Below are 21,190 nucleotides of genomic sequence, written 5' to 3'. Positions count from 1 at the left end.
AATTAAATGTTTAGCCCGCCAGATGGCGGGCCAGTTAACCTATCGCGCTTATTGAGGAAGCGCGAAAGCAATGATGTAGTCGCCCCTGATTGGTGTGGTGCGATTTCCTCCGGCACTGATCACCACATACTGCCGTCCATTTTTTGCGGTATAGGTCATCGGGGTTGTTTCTCCACCGACAGGTAAACGTCCCTTCCATAATTCACGACCGGTTTTAATATCCATAGCGCGTAGGTAGTAATCCTGCGTTCCTGCCATAAATACCAATCCGGATGCAGTCGTAACAGGCCCGCCTAAAGTTGGTAAACCTACTGGCATAGGCAAATGCATGGCGATACCCATTGGTCCGGTATCTTCGACCGTTCCCATCGGAACAGACCAAACCACTTTTCTGGTGGCGAGATCGATGGCGGTTAACGTTCCATAGGGGGGGTCCTGACAGGGTATTCCTAAAGGAGAGAGGAAGCGCGACTGCTCAACGCCCCATGGCGTTCCATACTGCGGTGCGCCGCCGTCATGTGTTCCATCACCCTGGGCATTAGCATCATATTGCTGCCTGCGAACCAAACGGTTCAAAACACCCATGCGTGAGTCGTTTACTAAAAGATATCCTATGTTTTCAGCAATGGATGATGAGCCCCAATTCATTCCACCCGCCCAACCTGGGAAAAAGATCGAAGTCTGTTCAGATGGCGGCGTAAATTCCCCTTCATAACGCGCCTGGCGGAACTCAATACGACAAATAAGTTGATCGAGCGGCGTTATTCCCCACATGCGGGATTCTTTCAGTGGTTCCGTTCCTATTGATGGCATGCCCACAGACCAGGGCTGCGTCGGGGAAGTACGGTCATCACTGACACCGCCCTGAGGAACAGCACGTTCTTCCACTTTCGCAATCGGCTCGCCTGTTCGCCTATCCAGCATAAAGATTTCACCACGCTTAGTGGTTTGAATCAGCGCCGGGATGTTGCCGCCTTTGCCATCAGGAACATCATAAAGAGCGGGTTGCGAAGGTACATCGTAGTCCCAGCGATCATGGTGGACAGTCTGGAAATGCCAGCGTTCGCGTCCGGTGGCGATATCCAAAGCCACCACGGAAGAAGAGTATTTATCGGCTTCAGGGGAACGATGGCCTCCCCAGAAATCCGGAGTAGCATTGCCGGTTGGCAGATAAATCAAACCAAGCTTGTCATCGTATGCCGGTGTGGACCACACATTCGGCGTTCCCGGTGTGTAACCTTCACCCTGTGGCGGAAGTGCGGTGATTGCTGGATTACCCAGATCCCACGCCCACACTAACTTGCCGGAATGCACATCGAATGCGCGAATGACACCCGATGGTTCCCCCGTTTCATGGTTATCTTGTACCAATCCTCCAACCACAATCAGATTACGCACGACAGTAGGCGCTGCGGTCGGGAAGTAGAATCCTGGCTTAAACGCCCCCATTCCAACATGGAGATCAACGATGCCATGCTCGCCAAAGTCCTCACAGGGTTTGCCCGTTTGCGCATCCAGCGCCACTAATCGTGCATCGACTGTCGTGGAGATAACGCGGCGACGGCACAAAGTCGCTGGTTTAGTCGTTGTAGAAACCACAGCTGGATCATTTGAAGCATCATAGAAAGCGACCCCACGGCAACGGGGGAAAAAATTGCCGCTGGCATGTGAGTCGAAACGCCAGATTTGTTTACCGGTTTCAGCATTTAGCGCAAAAACCTGGCTTGAATGAGTGCAACCATAGAGCATGTTATTAGCGAATAATGGCGTGACGACATGTGCTTGCGGACCTTTAGGTATTTCACCTGTACGGTAAGTCCAGGCCTTACTCAAATGAGCTACGTTCTCTGGAGTGATTTGATCTGCATTGGCAAAGCGCGTACCTGCAGGTGTTCGTCCATAGTGAAGCCATTCTGCCCCCGGCTCAGCACCCGATGCTTTTCCCGCTACAGGAACCGGGGGATTGTTTTCAGTCACGAGTGGTTGAGGTATAAAAGCTTTCCAACCCGTAGCAATTAAAGCGAGGATAATAATTCCAGCTGCACTGTAGGCAGATCTCGTCGGAGCATGGCCGTTGCTGAAATTAAGCAGCGGTGTAATCAATAGAACCAGGACAGCTAATATACTGAGGGCAAAAAGGCGTGAAACAAGTGGCCAGAAGGTGAAACCCACTTCCGATATTGACCAAATAAAACTAGCAACCAGTGCGATGAGGTAGAGATAAACACCAATTGGACGGCGGAGTCCAAGTAATATACCCGCGATGGTGATAATCAATCCCGCTGGCGCAAAGTACCAGGAGCCGCCTAAGGTAATGAGATATACTCCGCCAGCCAGCATAAATACACCCACCACTACAATGAGTGTGGCAAGTAGTATTATTAATGATTTTGTTACTCCAGATTTATTTAAAGTAACCATTTTTAATATCCTTTTATTAACGTTACAAGCAGGTGTTAAATCAGACCATTCGCCCCCAACACGCGAAGACTCTTATCAAGAGCAAAAATGGGGCTCGCCCCCTTAATTGAAACGAACCCCGAGGGTATTTAACGGACGGTATAGCCACCATCAACAGGTAGCGCATGACCAATGACAAAAGTAGAGGCTGGGCTGCACAACCAAAGCACGGCATCAGCAATTTCTTCAGCACGGCCCAGACGCTTAATGGGTACATCTTTCATCAGTTCTGCCATTGCTTCAGGCTGGCTTTCCAGCATGCCAGACACCATTGGCGTCTCAATAATGCCAGGGCAGATAGCATTAACGCGGATGTTTTGCGGAGCATATTCCAGACCAGCGCTTTTGGTTAAGCCCACCACGCCGTGCTTTGAAGCATGGTAAATACCACGCTCGGCAATACCGACCAAACCGCCAAGCGAAGAGTTGTTAACGATTGCGCCACTTCCTTGTTTCTTCATCTGAATTAATTCGTATTTCATGCAGTTCCAGATACCGCGCAAATTGATATCCATGACAAAATCATAATCTTCAGGATCGGCAATTGCCGTTTCAGCCACTGGACTTTGCACGCCCGCATTATTGAATGCCGCATCAATGCGCCCAAACGTGGCGACAGCCTGATCAACCATAGCTTTGACCTCGTCAATATTTGCGACATTGCAGCGAATACCTATCGCACTGTAACCTGCTGCATTTAGTTCAGCGGCTGCGTTTGCAACCGCTTCTTCATTGACATCCACCATAACGACTGACGCGCCCGATGCAGCGAAAGCCTTAGATGCGGCAAGACCCATTCCAGAGGCTGCACCAGTAACCAATGCAACCTGATTTTTGAATGAAAAACTCATATGTTATTTCCTCTTTATGACGCACAGGAGATCATCAGCGCAAATTAATCAACATGCGCTTGTGACAGACGTAATTGGATGAATTTGCGGAGGTATTAAATAATAAACCCGAGCATGGCAGATTTAATCAAAGTGGATCGTAGCCGGGTGTTTTATAGAGATTATTTGGCTTTCCTATAATCTCAGGCTTGTAAACATCCTCAACCCAATTCTCCTTTAAAACATCCTCTATAGACAAAGAAATGAAATCATCACTGATTCCCAGTGTTTTACTCAAGGTGTCAGTTAATGCCGCGGCAATGATTTTCTTGTTCTCTTCTGACTGACCAACAATCTTGACAATTATATGGGGCATAAATAACTCTCTGGTTAATTGTTATGCTTTAAATAGCCCGCCAATCAGGCCATCGAATAGCAGCAATATTAACATTACATGCCTATAGTGATTACCGACCCTGGATGGGATGGAATCATGAAGAATTCTCATTACTGCGAATTATCTTCGCGTACCAATCATGTTTTTTTGAGCGTTAACTTCAGTAATTTGTCTGCAGACGGGCCTTCAGAGCGGGGGGAGCGATTTGTTGTAATCACATAGAGCGCGTTACCGGTAGCATACACATCACGCAGGCGGTCTCCCGAGCTAAAAATTTGCCTGAGTTTCTTCTGCTTGTTATCAAACACATACAAGCCTTTCGCACCCAGAGCCGCGACTAACAGGTTATCGCCTGCAAAAGTTGCACCTGAAGGCGCCCATGTTTCCGAGCCTGAATTAAGCCAGGCAGTTTCCATGCCAGCGCGTTTTTCATCCCCCCGGATTACCGGCCAGCCGTAATTTGAACTGGGTATAATGATGTTAACTTCATCATGCGCGATCTGGCCATGCTCAGTGGCAAACAGCTCTCCACGCTGATTCCACGCTAATCCCTGAGGATTACGATGCCCCCAGCTGTAAACCAGTGAACCGGCAATTGGGTTATCCTGCGGAACCTTGCCATCAAGTGTCATACGTAACACTTTGCCTGCCAGACTTTGTATATCTTGTGGGCGGTCTTCGTTCTCAGTCCAGCCCGTTGTGGCATACAGATAACCATCTGGCCCAATGGCAATGCGCCCGCCGTTATAGAGGCGATGGCCTGGAATACCCGAAAGAATGACTTTCGTTTCCTGCCACTGTTTCCCAGCAAAATGTACCTGGATGATTTTGTTGGTTAGCCCGGAGTTGCTGCGGTAGGTGTGATAAAGCCAGGCATTGCCGCTTTGAGCAAAGTCTTTTTCCAGCGCCATCCCCATCAGCCCGCCGCCACCTTCATTGACAATCGGGTCTGACGTCTTAACGGCATAGCGCTGAAGTTGGCCTTGATGCAGCATGACGATGTTTCCGGCCGCTTCAGTAATAATCAGCCGATCCCCTGCTGCTTCCATATCCCAGGGATAATTAAGTTGATCGTTAACAACTTCAACGTTCCAGTCTTGCTGACGGACTGACTGGAGACGTTCATCGATTCGATCTTCCGCGGTGACCTCTGCGACTGGTGCCAGTGCGGTAATAGCAGACAAAGATAAAACAATAAGCATTCCTCTCATCTACTTTCCCCTATTCCAGAAAACATCGTGCCGTCACTTGAGCGCTGGCTTTATGAGAATGGTCGCTTCCCGCGCGCGATTACTTATCATTGGGCTAAGGTATTGACTACTATTATATTTTTTCCGGTAAGCTTCATCAATCTTATCGATAATATCACCGCGAACAGTTTCGAAAATTACATCCCGGGTTTCACCCGCAGCAACAATTTGTCCCGCTTTTTGCTTCAACGCAGATTGATACCAGCGCGAACCTGTGCCGTTATAAGCACGCACATACAAAGCACCTTCAACCTCCACGCACCAAATCCATGTTGGCGTGCCCAACGTTTTACCATCAGCACGCAGAGGTGAAATATGAAGGTCATCCGCCTCAACAATATCGTTAAGTTCTTTGCTGGACCACGGCATAAAGACTCCTCGTTAATGCAATAAATAATAACCCCCTCCGCTAAAGCGGAGGGTAAATACCGACAGAAAACATAAATAAAGACTTAATTAACATAACGTGATTAATGTTTTTTGATTAGGTGAAAGTCGCGAATAGAGTTATGAAGATTTATCATTAATCGATGCTTAACTGAACTTCAGATTCATAGACACGTTTAGAAATATATAGTTAAATCAGTCCCAACCACTTAAGGAGCGAATGAAATGGCACGAGATAACCTCAATGATTTAGTAGCATTTGTCACTGTCGCGCGAGAACAAAGTTTTACCCGAGCAGCGGCACAGTTGGGCGTATCTCAGTCTGCACTCAGCCATACCATGCGTTCACTTGAAACTAAAATGGGGGTTCGATTACTGACGCGGACTACGCGCAGCGTTTCACCTACTGAAATTGGTGAACAGTTACTGGCCAGCCTCGCACCTAAGTTTGATGATATCTACAGCGAATTGGCCGCGTTGCATGACAAAAAAGAGCACCCGGCAGGAACGATACGTATTTCAGCTACCGACTTCGCCATTGAAACTATTCTCTGGCCAAAGCTGTCACCCTTAATGCGCACCTATCCTGATATTAATATTGAGTTCGTTAACGATTATGGCCTCACTGACATCGTCGAGAAACGCTACGACGCCGGTGTGCGTTTAGGAGGGCAACTGGCAAGCGGCATGATTTCGGCAAGAATTGGTCCGGACATGCGTTTTTTGGTAGTAGGTTCACCGGACTATTTCGCCGGAAAAACGTTGCCAACCTCGCCACATGATCTGCTCAAACATCAATGCATTAATCTGCGTTTACCGGTACATGGCGGCTTCTACGTATGGGAATTTGAGAAAGATGGCCGTGAGGTGACAGCGCGTGTTGAAGGGCAGGTCATCTTTCATAGCATATTCCAGATAGTTAAGGCGGCTGTAGCGGGTTTCGGCTTAGGCCATGTACCAGCGGAACTGGCTGCACCCTATTTAAAATCTGGAGAGTTGATTAGCGTCATGGAGGAGTGGACGCCCTATTGGGAGGGGTTGCACATTTACTATCCTAATCGACGCGGCTCTTCAAAAGCCTTCTCACTGGTTATAGAAGCGCTTCGCTATCGAGATTAATCGACAGGCTTTCCCGGACGAGAAAGCCTGTCAGGGATGAGTTTAACTATTGCGTGATTCGAAAACTTTTTTAACTACAGGTAATGCAGAGAATACTTTTGGCCAACCGGCGTAGAATGCCAGTTGCGTCAACATTTCAGACGCCTGGCTCTGTGTCAGACCATTATTCATGGCCCGATTGAGATGGTAGCCAATTTGCTCAACCTGACCACTGGCAATCAAAGCGCTGACAGTGACCATGCTGCGATCTCTGGGTGCAAGATCGGGACGTCGCCACAAATCACCAAACACCGCTTTCTCGGTAAATTCAACGGTTCCTGAAGAAACGCTATTAAAGCTATTAGCAACCTGGGTAGATCTCGCCTGTTCAACTTTTTGATCAACCGGCTGCAATGTGACATCGGCTTGCGGCAATTGCGCTCGCGTTATACCGCGCTGGGCGAACACGCTGCGAGTGATGTCAGCGGCGGATGTTGCACTTGGCCAGCCACTGTAAAAGGCCAGGTGAGCAATAATCTCTGAAATTTCACCCGGTTTAACCCCGTTGTTTAACGCGAGGTTGATATGGTAAGGCAGTTCTACCCGGTCATTGCGCGCGATGAGTGCAGCAATAGTGACAATGCTGCGATCGCGTGGGCTGAGCTGCGGCCTTTTCCATAAATCATTATCCACATACTTCTGCGTATAATTCTCTAATGCGGGTGATGCCTGTCCTAAATCGGTTAGTGAGGGAGATGACGGGATAGATTGATTTTTTGATGCTGACTGAACACACCCACTCAGCATGATGGCCAATGAAAGCATAGTTATAGCGCGAGTTCGCATAGATCAATCCTTATGATTCATTGCTATATTGCTGATCTGAAACCTTTTCCATCCATTCAACATTTTTGCCCTCTGGCGTGCCTTCCTGAATCGCCAGATGTGACATGCCAGTAGATGCTGTCGCGCCATGCCAGTGTTTCACGCCCGGTGGGCAATGGATAATGTCTCCGGTATGTACAGTTTTCCTTTCTCCTCCCCATTCCTGCGTCCAGCCCGATCCTGAAGTGATCACCAGTGTCTGTCCTAAGGGATGTGTGTGCCAGGCGCTGCGGGCGCCAGGCTCAAAATTGACATGTCCAACGGTGGTTCGAACCGGGGATTGTGGCTGAGTGAAAAGAGGCTCAACGCGCACAGTGCCGGTAAAATTCGCCTCTGCACCGGTGACCCATGGGCGACTGCCATTTTTACTGATAATTACGTTCTCTTTAACGGGCTCGGCAGAAATTGCATGAGAAATATCACTATTATCCGCCATAGTTGAAAAGCTGGCAGCGAGTGTTAAAAAAAATGACGCAGAGGTTATTCGGGACATAATTATCTCCTGATTATAAACAGACTAAATTGAAATCACTTCAAAATTTGAAACGTCATGACTCTAATGATTAAAAATGCAAGACTGAAGGGGTAACCAAATTGCATTTCCAATGTGATCAACTTGCACTATTTATTTTTAGAGGAACAATTTTGATAGTGGCATTTCTGGATCCGCCAGTGATCATATGATTCAGATAGCCACTACCCTGATATTTTGCTTTATAGGCATTGTCGATCTGCGTATTGATATCGCCTTGAACAGATTCAAATCTGACTTCTTTAGTCATGCCTGCAGCAACAATTTTCCCTGCTTTTTCTCGCAAGGCGGCCTGATACCAACTTGAACGCTGACCATTGTATGCCCGAACATACAGGTTGCCATCAACCTCAACACACCAAATCCATGTTGGCGTGCCATATGTTTTCCCATCTTCACGAAAGGGCGCGATGTGAAGATCATCCGCTTTTATTATTTGGCTAAGCTCATTCGGAGACCATTGCACTGCAGATAAATTAGCGTCTCGTGCACTCAGCGTTTGAACAGAATCAGGAGAATTCATATCGGAGGTTGCAGCATAACACAAGGATGAAATTGCAAAATAACCAAGTATTAATATAGGTAACTTAATTGCTTTATTAATGAGTCGCATATTATCTCCTTAACTATCCCTTCATTTCACCTTGAAAAGTGAATATTGATAACATGAATCTATCTTAAATGAGTTTAATCACGAGGTGATAAACTGAGAATATAGCAAGTTTATGAGTGGTGCTATGGTGAAAAACGGAATACTAATATGAGTAATTCTCATCAATCTTAGATTGAAGCTTCTTTACATTTAATGACATGAAAAGACAATAAGCGCAATTATAACATTGCTAATATTTTACACCGTTGAGTTTTACACCAGATAAACTTATGAGTTTCACTCATGTCAGTATGCAATAAAACATGATTGAAAAGGCAGGAGGCGATGCGTAGATTAAATAATAACTGTTGGGCGTGAGGGTTATTATCCCGACAGGGTTAGACCATTACCCTGGGGAGAACATGAAATCACTATCCGAAAAAAGCAATATTATTAGCCGGGCGACCAGAATTTTTTTAAAAATAATGAATATCAGCCATGTAAATAAAATAGAGATAAAACTCTTACTGTGGGCGTGGTTTTATATTTTTTTACTGTTCCTTTCTTATTATATTTTACGACCAATAAGAGATGAGTTAGGTGTAGCTGGCGGGGTTAAAAATCTGCCGTGGCTGTTTACCGGTACATTACTGGCTATGTTGTTGGTAAACCCCATCTTTTCATATTTTGTCAAGCGTTGTAGCCGCGAGCGTTTTATAAAGCTGACCTATCGTTTTTTCTCATTTAATTTGTTGCTTTTTCTTGTGGCTTTACAATTTTCATCAACCGGTCAAAACGTCTGGATTGGTCGGGTGTTTTTTATCTGGGTATCCGTATTTAATCTTTTCGTCGTTTCGGTGTTTTGGTCTTTTGTTGTCGATATCTTCAATTCCGAGCAGGGAAAAAGGCTCTTCGGTTTTCTCGCTGCAGGCGCAACAATGGGCGGAATAGCCGGTTAATCACTGACGTCAACCATGGTTGCAGGAATAGGACAAAATGGCCTGTTGTTTATCGCGATGGTTTTGATTGAATGTTCGGTCTTCGCTTCACAACGTCTGGCAAACGCCCATCATCGTGAGGGGAAAAAAGCTGGCGCTGTGTCTGATGATGAGAAACCGATTGGTGGTGGGATATTCACCGGTATGGCGCATACCTTTCGCTCACCGTATCTGTTCTCCATAGCTCTGTTTATCTTCTTTTATTCGACAACATCAACCATCCTCTATTTTCATCAAGCCAGTATTGCTGAGTCTGTTTTTAACGACCGTAACAGCCGGACCGCGTTTTTTGCCAACATCGATTTCTGGGTGAATGTATTTACTCTGCTATTTCAACTGCTATTAACGGGCAGAGTTTTGGGCTGGCTGGGCGTTGCTTTTACGTTATGCGCTTTACCACTGATTACCACGTTAGGATTTGCCGCATTAATTGGTTATCCCACCATCGCCATATTTGTCGCAGTGCAGGTCGCAAGACGAGTCAGCAATTTTTCATTGGCAAGACCTGCACGGGAGATACTGTTTACCTCTGTAACACGGGAAGACCGTTACAAAAGTAAAAACTTCATTGATACCTTCGTTTACCGTGCGGGCGACCAATTAGCAAGCTGGACCTACGCTGGGTTCATTGCTGCGGGCATGAGTTTGAGCGGTATTGCTGTTGTTGCTGTGCCGGTAAGTTGCCTGTGGCTAATATTGAGTATTTGGTTAGGTCATAAGCATGAAAAATGGGTAGATATTCCTATCAAGAGCAACACTGAATGATGTTTCTTACTGCGAAGGAGAACCACGATGACAGCGAATTTCTCTAAAGGCGTCGGACAAATATCACTGAACCCGTCCCTCAGCCGCCGACAGATAGTTAATCGATTACTGTCTATGAGTATTCTTTCCAGTGTGTTTCCACTCAATGCTCTGGCGGCTGTTGCCGCTGATGCCACCATTCCTACGCATGCCAAAAAACGTGTGTTGATCACCGGCTCAACGAGTGGCTTAGGATTTATGGCAGCCAATATGCTGGCGAAACAGGGGCATCACGTCACCGTGCATGGTCGTTCCAAACAGCGAACTCAGGAAGTCTTACAAAAAATCCCCGAGGCTGAAGGCGGTGTTTATGGCGATTTTGCCAGTCTTAAGCAGGTAAGATCACTGGCTGAACAGGCAAATAAACTTGGCCGCTTTGATGCGGTGATCCATAACGCCGCGATAGGTACCAGAGAATCCAGCCTTAAAAAAAGCGCTGACGGATATCCAGAAGTATTGGCTATCAACACGCTTGCCCCCTATGTGCTGACAGCACTGATACAAAAGCCTGGACGGCTGATTTATATGAGTTCCAGCATGCAATTTGGCGTTGATGGCAACGAAGCTTTAAACGATTTACTCTGGCAAAAGCGCCAATGGCAGGGTTATACGGCTTACAGTGAGAGTAAATTTCTCGACTCGGTGTTAGCGTTTAGCGTCGCAAGAATGTGGCCTGAGGTCCTTTCAAACACCGTTGATCCTGGCTGGGTTCCCACCCGTATGGGTGGAAGCGGCGCGCCTGATGATCTGCACCAGGGGTATCTGACGCAAAGCTGGCTTGCGGTGAGTGACGAACCTGCGGCTACCGTCACTGGGCATCATTTTCATCATATGCAGCAGCAGCAAACCAATCCGGACGCGCTAAACCCGGCAATACAGGCGCGGTTCCTTGCGCGCTGCAAAGAATTAACCGGGGTAAAACTTCCAACCTGAATACGTTAGCTGGTAGGCAATCGCAATGCCTCAAGAACCAGTTGAAAAGCGGGCAAGGCGTGTCGGCGACTGGGGTAATAAAGGTGATAACCCGGAACATAAGGGCACCACTCTTCAAGCACGGTAATCAGCTGACCGGATTCTATGTAAGGCTGAAGAATATCTTCCGGGGCAAATGCTAATCCATATCCCTCGACCGCTGCGGTAAGCATCTGTGGAGAAGTATTGAAAATCATTTGGCCGGAGACCTGAACGTTCAGGCCTTTACCCTTATGAGCGAATTCCCATGCGTACAAACCACCATGGGTAGCAAGCCGAAGATTGGCGCAATTATGTGATATCAACTCATGAGGCGTTTGTGGGGTAGGATGGCGGCTGAAATAATCAGGAGAGCCTACAACAAGCATTCTGTAATCAGGCGAAATTCGCATGGCAATCATGTCATTAGCAATTTGGCTTCCGTTCCTGACTCCCGCATCAAAGCGCTCGGTCACGATATTGATCAATCCATACTCAATATTTATTTCAATATTAATATCGGGGTATTCCCGCAAAAGCGGCGCCAGCCTGGGCCACAAAATTGTTGTGGCCGCATGGTCATGTGCGCTAATGCGGATGGTCCCCGAAGGTTTTTCGCGCAGCTCAGTCAACGCCGCAATTTCAGCCTGAATGCCTGAATAATAGGGTACAAGATTAGAAAGGAGCCTTTCCCCTGCTTCGGTGGGGGCCGCTCCACGCGTCGTTCGGGTAAGCAGACGCATGCCCAGACTTTCTTCCAGCGCGTTAATACTATGGCTGACAGCAGATTGAGAAATACCTAATTCTGCCGCCGCTTTAGTAAAGCTTTTTTCGCGTGCGACAACGATGAATACCGACAATCCATTGTAGTTAATCGTAGTCATTATGAATTTACCTCATGCCAGTAATCAAAGTATGCCACTTCTGAGATAGCTACACATTCTCTACACTCTGTTCTGATTTTCAATTCTTTCTGCATCGTTTGTCGTTGTTGAAATCACCAGAGATGTTATTTATGAGCCAAACCTCAGTCATAGAAGAAACTCAGGAAGCCTCAACAAAGGCGCAATGGAGTGCGATATTTTCACTTTCATTTAGCGTGATATGTCTGGTTACAGCGGAGTTACTGCCCATTAGCCTTCTGACACCGATCGCATCCGCCCTTAACGTTACTGAAGGTATGGCAGGCCAGGCCGTCACGGCAACTTCAGTTGTAGGAACCATCGCCAGCCTGTTCATCGCGGCCGCAACGCGTCGACTCGATCGTCGCCATGTGCTGATGATGTTTAGCCTGTTTTTTATTGCCTCAAATGTGCTGGTCAGTCTTTCAACTCACTACAGCACGCTGATTGCTGGTCGAGTGTTACTGGGCGTTTCTCTCGGCGGCTTTTGGTCGATGGCTGCTGCAATTGCAATGCGTTTGGTTCCAGCAACCAAAATCCCGCGCGCGCTTTCCATCATTTTTGGCGGCGTTTCGATTGCGATGGCTATTGCTGCGCCACTTGGTACCTGGTTGGGTGGTTTGATTGGCTGGCGAGGTGTATTCGGCGTAACGGCGATTCAGGGACTGATCGGCATCCTATGGCAGTGGCGTGTGTTGCCGGAGATGAAACCTAACAGTCAGTCAACTCTGGCGACGCTGTTCGGCTTGTTGAAAAGACCGCAATTTGGGGCGGGTATCCTCGGGATGGCGCTGGTCTTCGGTGGGCACTTTGCCTTCTTCACCTACTTACGTCCTTATCTTGAACATGCCGTAGGCTTTGGCGTCAATGGCGTATCAACACTGCTGTTTTGCTTTGGCGTAGCAAACATTGTCGGAACCTCATTCGCAGGACATATGTTGCGTTACAGCCTGCGTTTAACGCTCGCACTGGTTCCCCTGGTCATGGCCCTGCTGGCTGTTGCACTGGTATATGTCGGGCAGTCGACGATCGGCGTTTCAGTTTTAGTGGTGCTTTGGGGATTCTTGTTCGGTGCCGTACCTGTTGCCTGGTCAACATGGGTAACACGTACAGTTTCCGATGAGACCGAAAGTGGCGGAGGATTGCAAGTCGCAGCGATTCAATTTGCAATCACCTTAGGTGCAGGACTTGGCGGCGTTCTAATCGATCACTCAGGCCCATACGGTGCAGCTATCGGCAGCGCAGTCACTCTGATTATTGCAGCGCTATTGATAATGAGCCGGGTTCGCCCACAACCGCTCCATTAACTCTTCTTCAGGAGTCGTTATGCAGAACAACATTACGGGAAAAGTTATTGTCATTACCGGTGCCAGCAGTGGCCTCGGTGAAGCGACAGCTCGCCTTCTGGCAAGCCAGGGTGCAAAAATCGTATTGGCCGCTCGACGCGCCGATCGTATTAATGCCCTGGCAAAGGAACTGATCGAATCAGGTTCGCATGCTATTGCCGTGACAACGGATGTTGCCAGACGCCACGACGTGACGAATCTGGTCGATATCACGATCAAAACGTTTGGCCATATCGATGTGATGATCAATAACGCCGGTGTTATGCCACTTTCGCTGGTTGAAAAGCTTCAGGTAGAAGAGTGGGAGCAAATGGTTGATATCAACCTAAAGGGCGTTTTGTATGGCGTCGCCGCGGCACTCCCGCATATGCAATCACGTAAAAGTGGCCAGTTTATCAACGTTGCATCCACTGCCGGGCATCGCGTAATGCCTACTTCGTCAGTTTATTCGGCAACCAAATATGCAGTGCGCGCCTTCTCGGAAGGGCTACGCCAGGAAGTCACGCCGCATAACATCCGCGTTACCATTATCTCGCCCGGCGCATCTGCGACAGAATTGATGACACACGTTAGCGATAAAGAGATAGCGAACAACCTGAAAGCCAGTGCCGATTTCGCGCTACCTGCCAGCGCGTTCGCCAATATGGTGTCATTCGCTATCAGTCAGCCTGAAGAAGTGGACGTTAACGAGATATTGTTTCGACCAACCCGACAAGAGAAATAAGCGCTTCCGTCTTAAATTATTTGATTGAGGTTTTAGAATGAAATCCAGAAAATTGCGAGGACTTAACGTTTCGGCTATCGGTCTTGGCTGTATGGGATTTAGTCATGGCTATGGTCCCGCGCCCGAGCGCGGAGAATCGGTCCGCCTGATACGCCGCGCCTTTGAAATGGGTTGCAACTTCTTTGACACTGCTGAAGTTTATGGCGCAGGTGACAATGAATCGATTGTCGGTGAAGCACTCAAACCGCTACGCCAGCAAGCCATCCTGGCAACTAAACTGCATATTCCTGATAACCGGGATAAGTCGCTTAAGGCCGTTATCACCGGGCATCTTGATGCGTCATTGCAGCGGTTACAAACCGACTATATCGATCTCTATTATCAACACCGGGTGAATAAAGACATTCCGGTAGAGGAAGTCGCAGAATGTATGGGGGAGCTTATCAAGGACGGTAAGATTCGCGGTTGGGGCCAATCTCAGGCCACGGAGCAAGAGTTACGCCGCGCGCATGCCGTGACGCCATTAACCGCGATTCAAAGTGAATACTCCATCATGGAAAGAATGTTCGAGAAGAATGTTATTCCAGCTTGCGCTGAGTTGAACATCGGTTTCGTTCCTTTCTCTCCATTGGCCAGCGGATTTCTGAGCGGTAAACATAATGTACAAAGCCAGTTCACTGGCGATGATGTGCGCAAAGGCATTACCCGCTATAACAAAGAAAATATCGAGGCCAATCAGCCGTTACTTGATTTGCTAAACCAATTCGCCAGTCAAAAACAGGCCACTGCCGCACAGATTTCGCTGGCGTGGATGCTGCATAAGAATGATTTTATTGTGCCGATTCCAGGCATGCGCAGCGAGGCACGGTTTAAGGAAAACTTTGGTGCTGCAGACGTTGAACTGACCGCGCCTGAGTTTCAGCACATCGAGGCAGCACTATCACAGATTGAAATTTATGGTAATCGCACGGACGAAGATATTGCCAGGTTGTATCGATAACAGATCAATGAGTGCTTAAATCGCCTGACTGGCCGGCATGACCGGCCAGTCACCAAAAGTTCAGATAATGGATTGTTCTTTGGTCATCTTGAGGTCGGTATAGAGACCAGGTTCCCGCTCGAGTGTTCTACCCGTAATGTTGCGATTAATATCGATATATTCCATCGTTGTAGTAACACTTCGATGCCCCAACAATCCTTTCACCATCTGAAGGTTTCGGTCAGGTGACTTCATTAATTCTGTCGCGAGGGTATGCTGAAATCTATGCGGAGAAACCTGGCAGCCACATTCCTTAGAAAAGCGTCTAAAAAAAGACTTAATTGGCTGCATAATAGGTATTTGAGGTAGTTGTTCTCTTTCATTCTCTGCACAGAGGAAACGGTTAACTGAATCGCCACGGACAATCTCATGACCATAAGCATTAGGCTTACTGTTGCGGTAACACTGCTTGCTGCGACGCTGCCTGTATTAGCTAAAATGCCAGAAAACTTTATCTATACCCGCTCTGGTGGCCTCGAAGCAGCGTCTGTCATTATGGCGCGTAGCGATATTGGCAGTGCGCAGATCGTTTACAATTGGCGTTCACTCGAACCGGATAAGAACAAATACGACTTTTCGCAGATCGAGAAGAATCTGGCTCACCTCAAGCTAGCCAATAAAAAACTCTTTATCCAAATTCAGGACCGGTTTTTCGAACAAGATGCCCGATACGTTCCTGATTATCTGATGAATGACGCCAGGTATGGCGGTGGGATATCGCCACAGTTTGATAATCCTGGCGAAGGGAAGCCGATTGGGGCGGGTTGGGTGGCACGGCAATGGGATCCTGCTGTGCGCCAACGTTATCAGGCTTTGTTGGCAGCGATTGCAGAGCGTTTCGATGGTCAAGTCTATGGTGTTAACTTACCCGAAACAGCCATTGACCTTGATAATAAAAAGCTACCCAAAGGATTCTCCTGCGATAACTATTTCGCAGGAGAAATGGAAAATCTTACCTTTGCGCGAAAGGTGTTCACCAAATCACATGTCGTACAATATGTAAATTTCTGGCCGTGCGAATGGAACAACGACCACAATTACATGGGCCGGCTGTTTGAGTTTGCCAGTGCCAATAATATTGGACTTGGTGGCCCGGATATCGTCCCCAAACGCAAGGCGCAAATGAAGAACTCATATCCGTTCTTCAATAAATACCAAAGCAAGCTGGCACTCATTGCCATGGCAGTACAGGAGCCAACCCTGACTTACAGGAACCCTAATACGGGTAAGCCATTTAGCAAGGATGAGTTTGTGCAATTCGCAGAAGATTATCTCGGTGCAGATATCATTTTCTGGAGCACGACGTCTCCCTGGTTGGCTAAGAAATAGGTAACAGTTGCGAGATCATGCTGTAGGGTCTTTTCCGGATAAAATCACGGCAGCAGTCGGACAACAGCACTAATAACAAGCGTAAATGGTTGGGTAGACCGGTTCGAATGTTGTCGCCTTCGCAGCGCGGAAATTTCCGGGATTCCGGTGTAGAACCCCGACTGACCAGAATAAGAATGACCACTCGCACCACAAAGCGCTGAACCGATAGCTCCTTTATCTGCCTGCAGCAAAGCCCCGATAGACATGCACCAGCCCCCACCCGGCCCACAGCATCAGTACCGCCATCAGTGAGCCGATAAAAAGTATGTTTAGTGCAACTGGCTCGACGTTACTGGCAGCAGCTTTAAATGCGGCAGTCTGTGCTTCATTCATTACCGGCGCTCCTGACGGTATTGCCCTGAAACTGACGAGATGGTGGGTTGTGCGCGGGATGGTTCGAGGTAAAACTCAATTCTCTGACGTATCGTATTGATGTCCTGCGCAGTGCACAGATAATCAAAATGAAAACGTCCGGACTGACCGCCCTGAACTGCTACTACACGGACAAGCTCCAGGCTGGTCTGTAGTAGATCCAGCTGTTTCATAACCAGCGCCAGTTCATCTTTCTCACTGGTCTGAACCGACAATGTTGCGAGCAGACTGCCTGCAAGACACAACGCCCGGAGGGATGTTATATGCATGGGAACCTCCTTTTACCGGTAATGAATGCAGAACTGAGCCTGGCGAAAACAGGGAGGCGAGGCAGTAAACAATCAGAATTGGGATTGTAAAAATTCTTTTGAGGATCAACAGAGTGGCGCGGACCGCGCCATCGGGGTTCTTTGCCACCCCGGCAGGCAACTCGATCAGGGCAGAAAGACGCGCGGACTTGCTATTCTGCCCCGATCGAGTGCCTTGGACTGAACAACAGAACAGGTTATAATGGTCAAAATATCGGCAAGATAAGGAATGAGCATCATGACAACCAAATTATCCCCCATCGTGTCAGAGTTTGAAACGCAGGAGCAGGCAGATAGCTATGACCGCTGGTTCCGTGCCAAAGTTGAAGAGGCGATAAACAGTACCAAACCACGCATCCCGCACGATCAGGCTATGGCTGAAATTCGCTCTCGTCTGGAGGCTAAACGGAAACTGCATAATGCGAGTTGACTGGAGTGATGAGGCGCTGGAAGCACTCTGGGAAATTATTGACTATATTGATACTCGCAATCCCAATGCTGCGGCAGCGCTTCACAATGATATAGAACAAGCTACGCAATTATTGCCATTACAGCCATATATGCACCGTCCTGGCCGAGTTATTGGCACTCGTGAGATCATCGTCCATCCAAACTACCTGGTGATCTACCGGGTTCTGGACCAGATCGAAATCCTGAACATTCTACATGCCCGTCAGGAATATCCGTAACCTTGATCCCTTCACTATAGGAAATAATTTAACAAATATCACTTAAAGCTTATTTTGTTTATAAGGGTTAGTGCAGGAATGTAAAAATAATCGCAGCAATAAAAAGTATAAACTGTACAATGTAAATATACCTTGGTACATCCACTATTAACTGAAAGCCATCATAATAAAAAATTGACAACATCGATACAGAGAATTTCATAACTTGAAATAATTGAAAATTGCCATGCTTCTTATTAAAACCGTCCGGACTGACCGCCCTGAACTGCTACTACGCGGACAAGCTCCAGGCTGGTCTGCAGGAGATCCAGCTGTTTCATGACCAGCGCCAGTTCATCTTTCTCACTGGCCTGAACCGACAATGTTTCGATTCAATGAGTTATCAGAACTCAGCTGACAAGAACAAATCCGTGCATAACAAATGGTAACAATAATTGAAATATATAAACGTTATTCATAATATTGATGCTAAGTTAATGGTGATAAAAACGGGGGAAACCATGAAAATGTATCGCCTGATTTATTACGCAAAATCATAACCTCTTGCCGATAAGCCTCTTATTTTAACGTTAAATTCAATAATATTATGGCGAATTAAATCAATATCGCCGCCAATCTGTAACCTACGATACTTAGAGGCAATAAAATCAATAAAGGTTGATCTTTACCGTGTGAAATGAGTAGTTTTTACTTATTAGGATAGGTATAGCACGGAAATAGTGACCACTGTTATCATACATGAAAAACTTGAGATATCTATTTCATTATTGAAATCATAAAACTACGTGAATTGGAATAATCACTCTGTGTTCACCTCCCTATTTTCAGACTTGTCAGATTAAATTCCTCTTCCGGGTAATTCCTGTGCTATGGTATAATTTCATCCGGCTTTTAAACGAAACCTTAATGCTATTCTGAGATGAAATAATGTCAAGAATTAATAATTTCAATGACAATTATTTTATGAAATCAGTCGTACGCGGCTATCAACTTAAAGGATGGAAATGATGAGCGATACGGATATTGTTCTTCCTAAAATACTAACACGGGCGTTAGATCAGTTATCTCAACCTTATTTTATAAGAGAAAAAGGTACCACGAAATTTATTTATGCAAATTATGCTCTGGCAAAACTGGTTGGACTAAGGTCTCCTGACTCAATCATAGGCAGGCTTGACGACGAAATATCGGCCAGCCTGTTTGATAATGAGATCAGCGCCAGACTCTGGCAACAGCAGGTCAGGCACGTTGTAAGTACACAGGAGAAAATTTCTCTGCTGGAGGTTCATCCGGGGGCTGTTGATTGCCCTTATATTTCAAAGAAGATGCCTTTCTACAACGAAGCAAATGAATGCATCGGTATGTCAGGTACTATCAGGTATCTGGAGGTATTTACTCCGAATGATTTCATTAAAGGGAGGTTGCCGGGTTCTTTACTCCTGACTAAACCTGATGAATTCTTTACTGAAAAAGAGTGCGAAATCATATTCTTCAGGCTACAGGGAATGAACAGTAAAGACATTGGTAATATATTATGCCTGTCGTCCAGGACGATTGAAAACCGTTTAGGACAGATGTACTTTAAGGCGGGCGTTAATCATATTGATGATTTCAGGCGATTTTGTGAATCTAAGGAGTTACATCGTTACTTGCCTAAGCGAATGCTATCTAGCAAAATAATTGGTTTTAAAAATGATTATAAAGAAGACATTTCCGAAAACTAACCGCACTTGTTATGCAATTTACCCCGAGAAAAGAGTGTTTCATTAACATACTTAAGGAAGGAACCTTGAGCCAATGAATTCATCACATATTGCAAGGACGCAACAGCCTGCCATTAGGTTAGTACACCATATCACACTGGTAATAGGTCTGGTATGTGTCGGTATAGGACAGACACTTCTGTATACTATATTAGGTCCAGCCAGTCGTATTATCGGCATATCTGAATTTGGCGTAGGTATAATTGTAACAACGGCCGCCTTAATAATAACATTATGCTCAGGTTTGTGGGGGAAAATAATTTTTAGAGTAGGAAGTCGTAATGCTTATCTATCCGGTATGATTTTTTACGCCGTCGGCACTTTGTCGCTCGCGTTGGCATTGAAATTTTGTCTTAACCATATTATTTCTGCAACTACAGCATTCTTAATGCTGCTTTTGATTAGATGTCTGACTGGCGCACTGACCGCAGGTATACATCCTGCTGCAATGACTTATATTTCTGAAACAACATCAAAAATAGAACGGGGTCCAGGCATGGCACTTATCGCTTCAGCATATAGCATTGGTGCAGTCATTGGTCCATTATTGGGATCATCACTCGGCTCCGTATCAATAGCACTTCCGTTATATATCGCTGCAGGAATGGCTTTTTTCGGCACACTTGCAGGATATTTTATTCTTAAACCTGAGACAAAAAGAGAAAAAGAAAAAACCAAGAAAAAAAATGCTATAAAAATTACTGATCGCCGTGTTTTTCCTGTATTTATTGGAATATCTTGCACCTACATGGCTTTTTCAGCATTTCAGCAAACTATATCATTTTATATACAAGATGTATATTCTCTAAAAGAGGACATTGCTATCAAACAAACTGGAATTACGGTATCTTTGATGGCTTTAATGATGATCCTTATTCAACTTTTTTATATACAAATTATGAAGCCAGATACAAAAAAACTATTACACATAGGATCTGCGTTAACAATGCTGGGTTTTTTATTATTAATATTCTCCAGGGAACATATTGTTACCTCCTATTTTTCAGCAGGTCTATTAGGTGCTGGCTTTGGCATGATGATACCCGCCATGCAATCATCAGCATCTTTAGCTGTTAGTAAAGAAGAGCAAGGTGGTGTAGCCGGATTTCTTTTTGGTGCTTCAGCATTTGGTTATGTAATAGGCCCTGTTCTTGGAACATTAATTTACAGTTCCTCACCTATATATCTATTCTCCATTGGGATAGTAACTATTTTTATTGCAATGTTTTTTGCCAGAAAATCAATTAATTAATAACGCCCGATAAAAACATTTGTTGATCTAATTCAGCAACTTGCCCATAAGCAAGTTATTGGATAAAGGAGTGCTAATGCACTGATTTTTAATCAGATTAAAGGAATGATAAATGCAAAATCTCATGAATACAAATAAATTGGCAGCTGAGACCAAACCGGCGCGTATGGCGGCAGAGGCCTTTCGCAATATCTCTGTAGCTTAATAACCTGACTAAGGCCCTGAATAAGGGCCTTTTAA

General features: G+C 46.2%; 23 protein-coding genes and 2 pseudogenes. 12 read left to right on the top strand and 13 right to left on the bottom strand.

Annotated features, from left to right (window positions below; translation table 11 throughout):
• Positions 1-48: 48 nt before the first annotated feature.
• The 5 genes from JWF83_RS02850 to JWF83_RS02830 all read right to left on the bottom strand — a co-directional run bounded on the left by JWF83_RS02850 (position 49) and on the right by JWF83_RS02830 (position 5,306).
• Positions 49-2,421 carry a membrane-bound PQQ-dependent dehydrogenase, glucose/quinate/shikimate family gene (locus JWF83_RS02850; RefSeq protein WP_413648526.1) on the bottom strand — a complete coding sequence of 791 codons (2,373 nt, stop codon included), beginning with the start codon at positions 2,419-2,421 and terminating at the stop codon, positions 49-51.
• Between the two features lie 128 nt (positions 2,422-2,549).
• Positions 2,550-3,311, bottom strand: a complete 762-nt coding sequence (locus JWF83_RS02845) for a glucose 1-dehydrogenase (RefSeq protein ID WP_413648524.1) — start codon at positions 3,309-3,311, stop codon at positions 2,550-2,552.
• A 127-nt stretch (positions 3,312-3,438) separates the two neighbouring features.
• Complete coding sequence (locus JWF83_RS02840) at positions 3,439-3,666, bottom strand: tautomerase family protein (RefSeq protein WP_413648522.1); 228 nt, start codon at positions 3,664-3,666, stop codon at positions 3,439-3,441.
• A gap of 158 nt (positions 3,667-3,824) precedes the next feature.
• Positions 3,825-4,898 (bottom strand): PQQ-dependent sugar dehydrogenase, encoded by a 1,074-nt coding sequence (locus JWF83_RS02835; RefSeq protein WP_413648520.1) that lies wholly within the window; start codon positions 4,896-4,898, stop codon positions 3,825-3,827.
• A gap of 33 nt (positions 4,899-4,931) precedes the next feature.
• On the bottom strand, positions 4,932-5,306 hold the full coding sequence (locus tag JWF83_RS02830) for a DUF2255 family protein (protein WP_413648519.1): 375 nt from the start codon (positions 5,304-5,306) through the stop codon (positions 4,932-4,934).
• Positions 5,307-5,549: 243 nt separating this feature from the next.
• Between JWF83_RS02830 and JWF83_RS02825 the strand changes: the two genes are divergently transcribed.
• A complete protein-coding gene (locus JWF83_RS02825; RefSeq protein ID WP_413648517.1) occupies positions 5,550-6,443 on the top strand; it encodes a LysR family transcriptional regulator in 894 nt (297 codons plus the stop codon).
• Positions 6,444-6,485: 42 nt separating this feature from the next.
• Here JWF83_RS02825 and JWF83_RS02820 read toward each other — a convergent pair whose 3' ends face one another.
• From JWF83_RS02820 to JWF83_RS02810, 3 genes are all read right to left on the bottom strand, one after another.
• Entirely contained in the window at positions 6,486-7,268 is a 783-nt protein-coding gene (locus JWF83_RS02820; RefSeq protein ID WP_413648515.1) for a carboxymuconolactone decarboxylase family protein, read from the bottom strand.
• Between the two features lie 10 nt (positions 7,269-7,278).
• The gene (locus tag JWF83_RS02815; RefSeq protein WP_413648514.1) at positions 7,279-7,800 is read right to left on the bottom strand and encodes a cupin domain-containing protein; all 522 of its coding nucleotides are present in this window, start codon (positions 7,798-7,800) and stop codon (positions 7,279-7,281) included.
• 118 nt (positions 7,801-7,918) lie between these two features.
• Entirely contained in the window at positions 7,919-8,452 is a 534-nt protein-coding gene (locus JWF83_RS02810) for a DUF2255 family protein (RefSeq protein WP_413648512.1), read from the bottom strand.
• Positions 8,453-8,853: 401 nt separating this feature from the next.
• On the opposite strand from JWF83_RS02810, the gene JWF83_RS02805 reads away from it, so the two are divergent.
• Genes JWF83_RS02805 through JWF83_RS02795 form a run of 3 tightly spaced genes read left to right on the top strand, consistent with a single transcriptional unit; the run spans position 8,854 to position 11,166 of the window.
• Positions 8,854-9,390, top strand: coding sequence for a hypothetical protein (locus tag JWF83_RS02805; RefSeq protein WP_413648510.1), 537 nt, complete (start codon positions 8,854-8,856; stop codon positions 9,388-9,390).
• A gap of 15 nt (positions 9,391-9,405) precedes the next feature.
• Positions 9,406-10,194, top strand: coding sequence for an NTP/NDP exchange transporter (locus JWF83_RS02800; protein ID WP_413648508.1), 789 nt, complete (start codon positions 9,406-9,408; stop codon positions 10,192-10,194).
• Positions 10,195-10,221: 27 nt separating this feature from the next.
• Entirely contained in the window at positions 10,222-11,166 is a 945-nt protein-coding gene (locus JWF83_RS02795; RefSeq protein WP_413648506.1) for an SDR family NAD(P)-dependent oxidoreductase, read from the top strand.
• Positions 11,167-11,171: 5 nt separating this feature from the next.
• Here JWF83_RS02795 and JWF83_RS02790 read toward each other — a convergent pair whose 3' ends face one another.
• Positions 11,172-12,068: a LysR family transcriptional regulator gene (locus JWF83_RS02790; RefSeq protein ID WP_413648504.1), complete on the bottom strand. Its 897-nt coding sequence runs from the start codon at positions 12,066-12,068 to the stop codon at positions 11,172-11,174.
• Between the two features lie 131 nt (positions 12,069-12,199).
• Here JWF83_RS02790 and JWF83_RS02785 point away from each other — a divergent pair, with 131 nt between their 5' ends.
• The 3 genes from JWF83_RS02785 to JWF83_RS02775 are packed head-to-tail and all read left to right on the top strand — an operon-like array spanning position 12,200 to position 15,156.
• On the top strand, positions 12,200-13,393 hold the full coding sequence (locus JWF83_RS02785; RefSeq protein ID WP_413648502.1) for an MFS transporter: 1,194 nt from the start codon (positions 12,200-12,202) through the stop codon (positions 13,391-13,393).
• A gap of 19 nt (positions 13,394-13,412) precedes the next feature.
• Positions 13,413-14,156, top strand: a complete 744-nt coding sequence (locus JWF83_RS02780; RefSeq protein WP_413648500.1) for an SDR family oxidoreductase — start codon at positions 13,413-13,415, stop codon at positions 14,154-14,156.
• 37 nt (positions 14,157-14,193) lie between these two features.
• Positions 14,194-15,156, top strand: a complete 963-nt coding sequence (locus JWF83_RS02775; RefSeq protein ID WP_413648498.1) for an aldo/keto reductase — start codon at positions 14,194-14,196, stop codon at positions 15,154-15,156.
• A gap of 60 nt (positions 15,157-15,216) precedes the next feature.
• On the opposite strand, the pseudogene JWF83_RS02770 reads toward JWF83_RS02775, so the two are convergent.
• Positions 15,217-15,543: pseudogene (locus tag JWF83_RS02770) on the bottom strand (site-specific integrase); the annotation flags it as partial.
• 21 nt (positions 15,544-15,564) lie between these two features.
• Between JWF83_RS02770 and JWF83_RS02765 the strand changes: the two are divergent.
• Positions 15,565-16,524 (top strand): hypothetical protein, encoded by a 960-nt coding sequence (locus tag JWF83_RS02765; RefSeq protein ID WP_413648496.1) that lies wholly within the window; start codon positions 15,565-15,567, stop codon positions 16,522-16,524.
• 216 nt (positions 16,525-16,740) lie between these two features.
• On the opposite strand, the gene JWF83_RS02760 is transcribed toward JWF83_RS02765, so the two are convergent.
• Both JWF83_RS02760 and JWF83_RS02755 read right to left on the bottom strand, forming a co-directional pair.
• Positions 16,741-16,899, bottom strand: a complete 159-nt coding sequence (locus JWF83_RS02760) for a TIGR03758 family integrating conjugative element protein (protein ID WP_413648494.1) — start codon at positions 16,897-16,899, stop codon at positions 16,741-16,743.
• Entirely contained in the window at positions 16,899-17,207 is a 309-nt protein-coding gene (locus JWF83_RS02755) for an RAQPRD family integrative conjugative element protein (RefSeq protein ID WP_413648493.1), read from the bottom strand. The genes JWF83_RS02760 and JWF83_RS02755 overlap by 1 nt, the downstream gene beginning before the upstream one ends.
• Positions 17,208-17,484: 277 nt before the next feature.
• Between JWF83_RS02755 and JWF83_RS02750 the strand changes: the two genes are divergently transcribed.
• Together JWF83_RS02750 and JWF83_RS02745 are read left to right on the top strand one after the other, a co-directional pair.
• The gene (locus tag JWF83_RS02750; protein ID WP_413648491.1) at positions 17,485-17,676 is read left to right on the top strand and encodes a stability determinant; all 192 of its coding nucleotides are present in this window, start codon (positions 17,485-17,487) and stop codon (positions 17,674-17,676) included.
• Positions 17,666-17,935 carry a type II toxin-antitoxin system RelE/ParE family toxin gene (locus tag JWF83_RS02745; protein WP_413648490.1) on the top strand — a complete coding sequence of 90 codons (270 nt, stop codon included), beginning with the start codon at positions 17,666-17,668 and terminating at the stop codon, positions 17,933-17,935. The genes JWF83_RS02750 and JWF83_RS02745 overlap by 11 nt, the downstream gene beginning before the upstream one ends.
• A 239-nt stretch (positions 17,936-18,174) precedes the next feature.
• Here JWF83_RS02745 and JWF83_RS02740 read toward each other — a convergent pair.
• Positions 18,175-18,306, bottom strand: a pseudogene (locus JWF83_RS02740) (conjugal transfer protein); the annotation flags it as partial.
• 633 nt (positions 18,307-18,939) lie between these two features.
• Here JWF83_RS02740 and JWF83_RS02735 point away from each other — a divergent pair.
• Positions 18,940-19,659: a helix-turn-helix transcriptional regulator gene (locus tag JWF83_RS02735; protein WP_413648488.1), complete on the top strand. Its 720-nt coding sequence runs from the start codon at positions 18,940-18,942 to the stop codon at positions 19,657-19,659.
• 73 nt (positions 19,660-19,732) lie between these two features.
• On the top strand, positions 19,733-20,950 hold the full coding sequence (locus JWF83_RS02730) for an MFS transporter (protein WP_413648486.1): 1,218 nt from the start codon (positions 19,733-19,735) through the stop codon (positions 20,948-20,950).
• Positions 20,951-21,190 lie beyond the last annotated feature (240 nt).

Origin of the sequence: Pantoea sp. B65 (genome assembly GCF_047308185.1) — a bacterium.
GTDB lineage: Bacteria > Pseudomonadota > Gammaproteobacteria > Enterobacterales > Enterobacteriaceae > Erwinia.
The sequence above is the reverse complement of the archived record's forward strand: the minus strand, read 5'-3'. Positions and strand labels throughout refer to the sequence as shown.

What these genes read in the sequence shown, in the direction of transcription:
- JWF83_RS02765 (WP_413648496.1), top strand. Translation starts at nt 15,565, where the DNA reads ATGACCATAAGCATTAGGCTTACTGTTGCGGTAACACTGCTTGCTGCG.
- JWF83_RS02840 (WP_413648522.1), bottom strand. Translation starts at nt 3,666, where the DNA reads ATGCCCCATATAATTGTCAAGATTGTTGGTCAGTCAGAAGAGAACAAG.
- JWF83_RS02825 (WP_413648517.1), top strand. Translation starts at nt 5,550, where the DNA reads ATGGCACGAGATAACCTCAATGATTTAGTAGCATTTGTCACTGTCGCG.
- JWF83_RS02815 (WP_413648514.1), bottom strand. Translation starts at nt 7,800, where the DNA reads ATGTCCCGAATAACCTCTGCGTCATTTTTTTTAACACTCGCTGCCAGC.
- JWF83_RS02795 (WP_413648506.1), top strand. Translation starts at nt 10,222, where the DNA reads ATGACAGCGAATTTCTCTAAAGGCGTCGGACAAATATCACTGAACCCG.
- JWF83_RS02730 (WP_413648486.1), top strand. Translation starts at nt 19,733, where the DNA reads ATGAATTCATCACATATTGCAAGGACGCAACAGCCTGCCATTAGGTTA.
- JWF83_RS02850 (WP_413648526.1), bottom strand. Translation starts at nt 2,421, where the DNA reads ATGGTTACTTTAAATAAATCTGGAGTAACAAAATCATTAATAATACTA.
- JWF83_RS02800 (WP_413648508.1), top strand. Translation starts at nt 9,406, where the DNA reads ATGGTTGCAGGAATAGGACAAAATGGCCTGTTGTTTATCGCGATGGTT.
- JWF83_RS02755 (WP_413648493.1), bottom strand. Translation starts at nt 17,207, where the DNA reads ATGCATATAACATCCCTCCGGGCGTTGTGTCTTGCAGGCAGTCTGCTC.
- JWF83_RS02830 (WP_413648519.1), bottom strand. Translation starts at nt 5,306, where the DNA reads ATGCCGTGGTCCAGCAAAGAACTTAACGATATTGTTGAGGCGGATGAC.
- JWF83_RS02845 (WP_413648524.1), bottom strand. Translation starts at nt 3,311, where the DNA reads ATGAGTTTTTCATTCAAAAATCAGGTTGCATTGGTTACTGGTGCAGCC.
- JWF83_RS02735 (WP_413648488.1), top strand. Translation starts at nt 18,940, where the DNA reads ATGATGAGCGATACGGATATTGTTCTTCCTAAAATACTAACACGGGCG.
- JWF83_RS02835 (WP_413648520.1), bottom strand. Translation starts at nt 4,898, where the DNA reads ATGAGAGGAATGCTTATTGTTTTATCTTTGTCTGCTATTACCGCACTG.
- JWF83_RS02810 (WP_413648512.1), bottom strand. Translation starts at nt 8,452, where the DNA reads ATGCGACTCATTAATAAAGCAATTAAGTTACCTATATTAATACTTGGT.
- JWF83_RS02760 (WP_413648494.1), bottom strand. Translation starts at nt 16,899, where the DNA reads ATGAATGAAGCACAGACTGCCGCATTTAAAGCTGCTGCCAGTAACGTC.
- JWF83_RS02820 (WP_413648515.1), bottom strand. Translation starts at nt 7,268, where the DNA reads ATGCGAACTCGCGCTATAACTATGCTTTCATTGGCCATCATGCTGAGT.
- JWF83_RS02790 (WP_413648504.1), bottom strand. Translation starts at nt 12,068, where the DNA reads ATGACTACGATTAACTACAATGGATTGTCGGTATTCATCGTTGTCGCA.
- JWF83_RS02750 (WP_413648491.1), top strand. Translation starts at nt 17,485, where the DNA reads ATGACAACCAAATTATCCCCCATCGTGTCAGAGTTTGAAACGCAGGAG.
- JWF83_RS02780 (WP_413648500.1), top strand. Translation starts at nt 13,413, where the DNA reads ATGCAGAACAACATTACGGGAAAAGTTATTGTCATTACCGGTGCCAGC.
- JWF83_RS02805 (WP_413648510.1), top strand. Translation starts at nt 8,854, where the DNA reads ATGAAATCACTATCCGAAAAAAGCAATATTATTAGCCGGGCGACCAGA.
- JWF83_RS02785 (WP_413648502.1), top strand. Translation starts at nt 12,200, where the DNA reads ATGAGCCAAACCTCAGTCATAGAAGAAACTCAGGAAGCCTCAACAAAG.
- JWF83_RS02775 (WP_413648498.1), top strand. Translation starts at nt 14,194, where the DNA reads ATGAAATCCAGAAAATTGCGAGGACTTAACGTTTCGGCTATCGGTCTT.
- JWF83_RS02745 (WP_413648490.1), top strand. Translation starts at nt 17,666, where the DNA reads ATGCGAGTTGACTGGAGTGATGAGGCGCTGGAAGCACTCTGGGAAATT.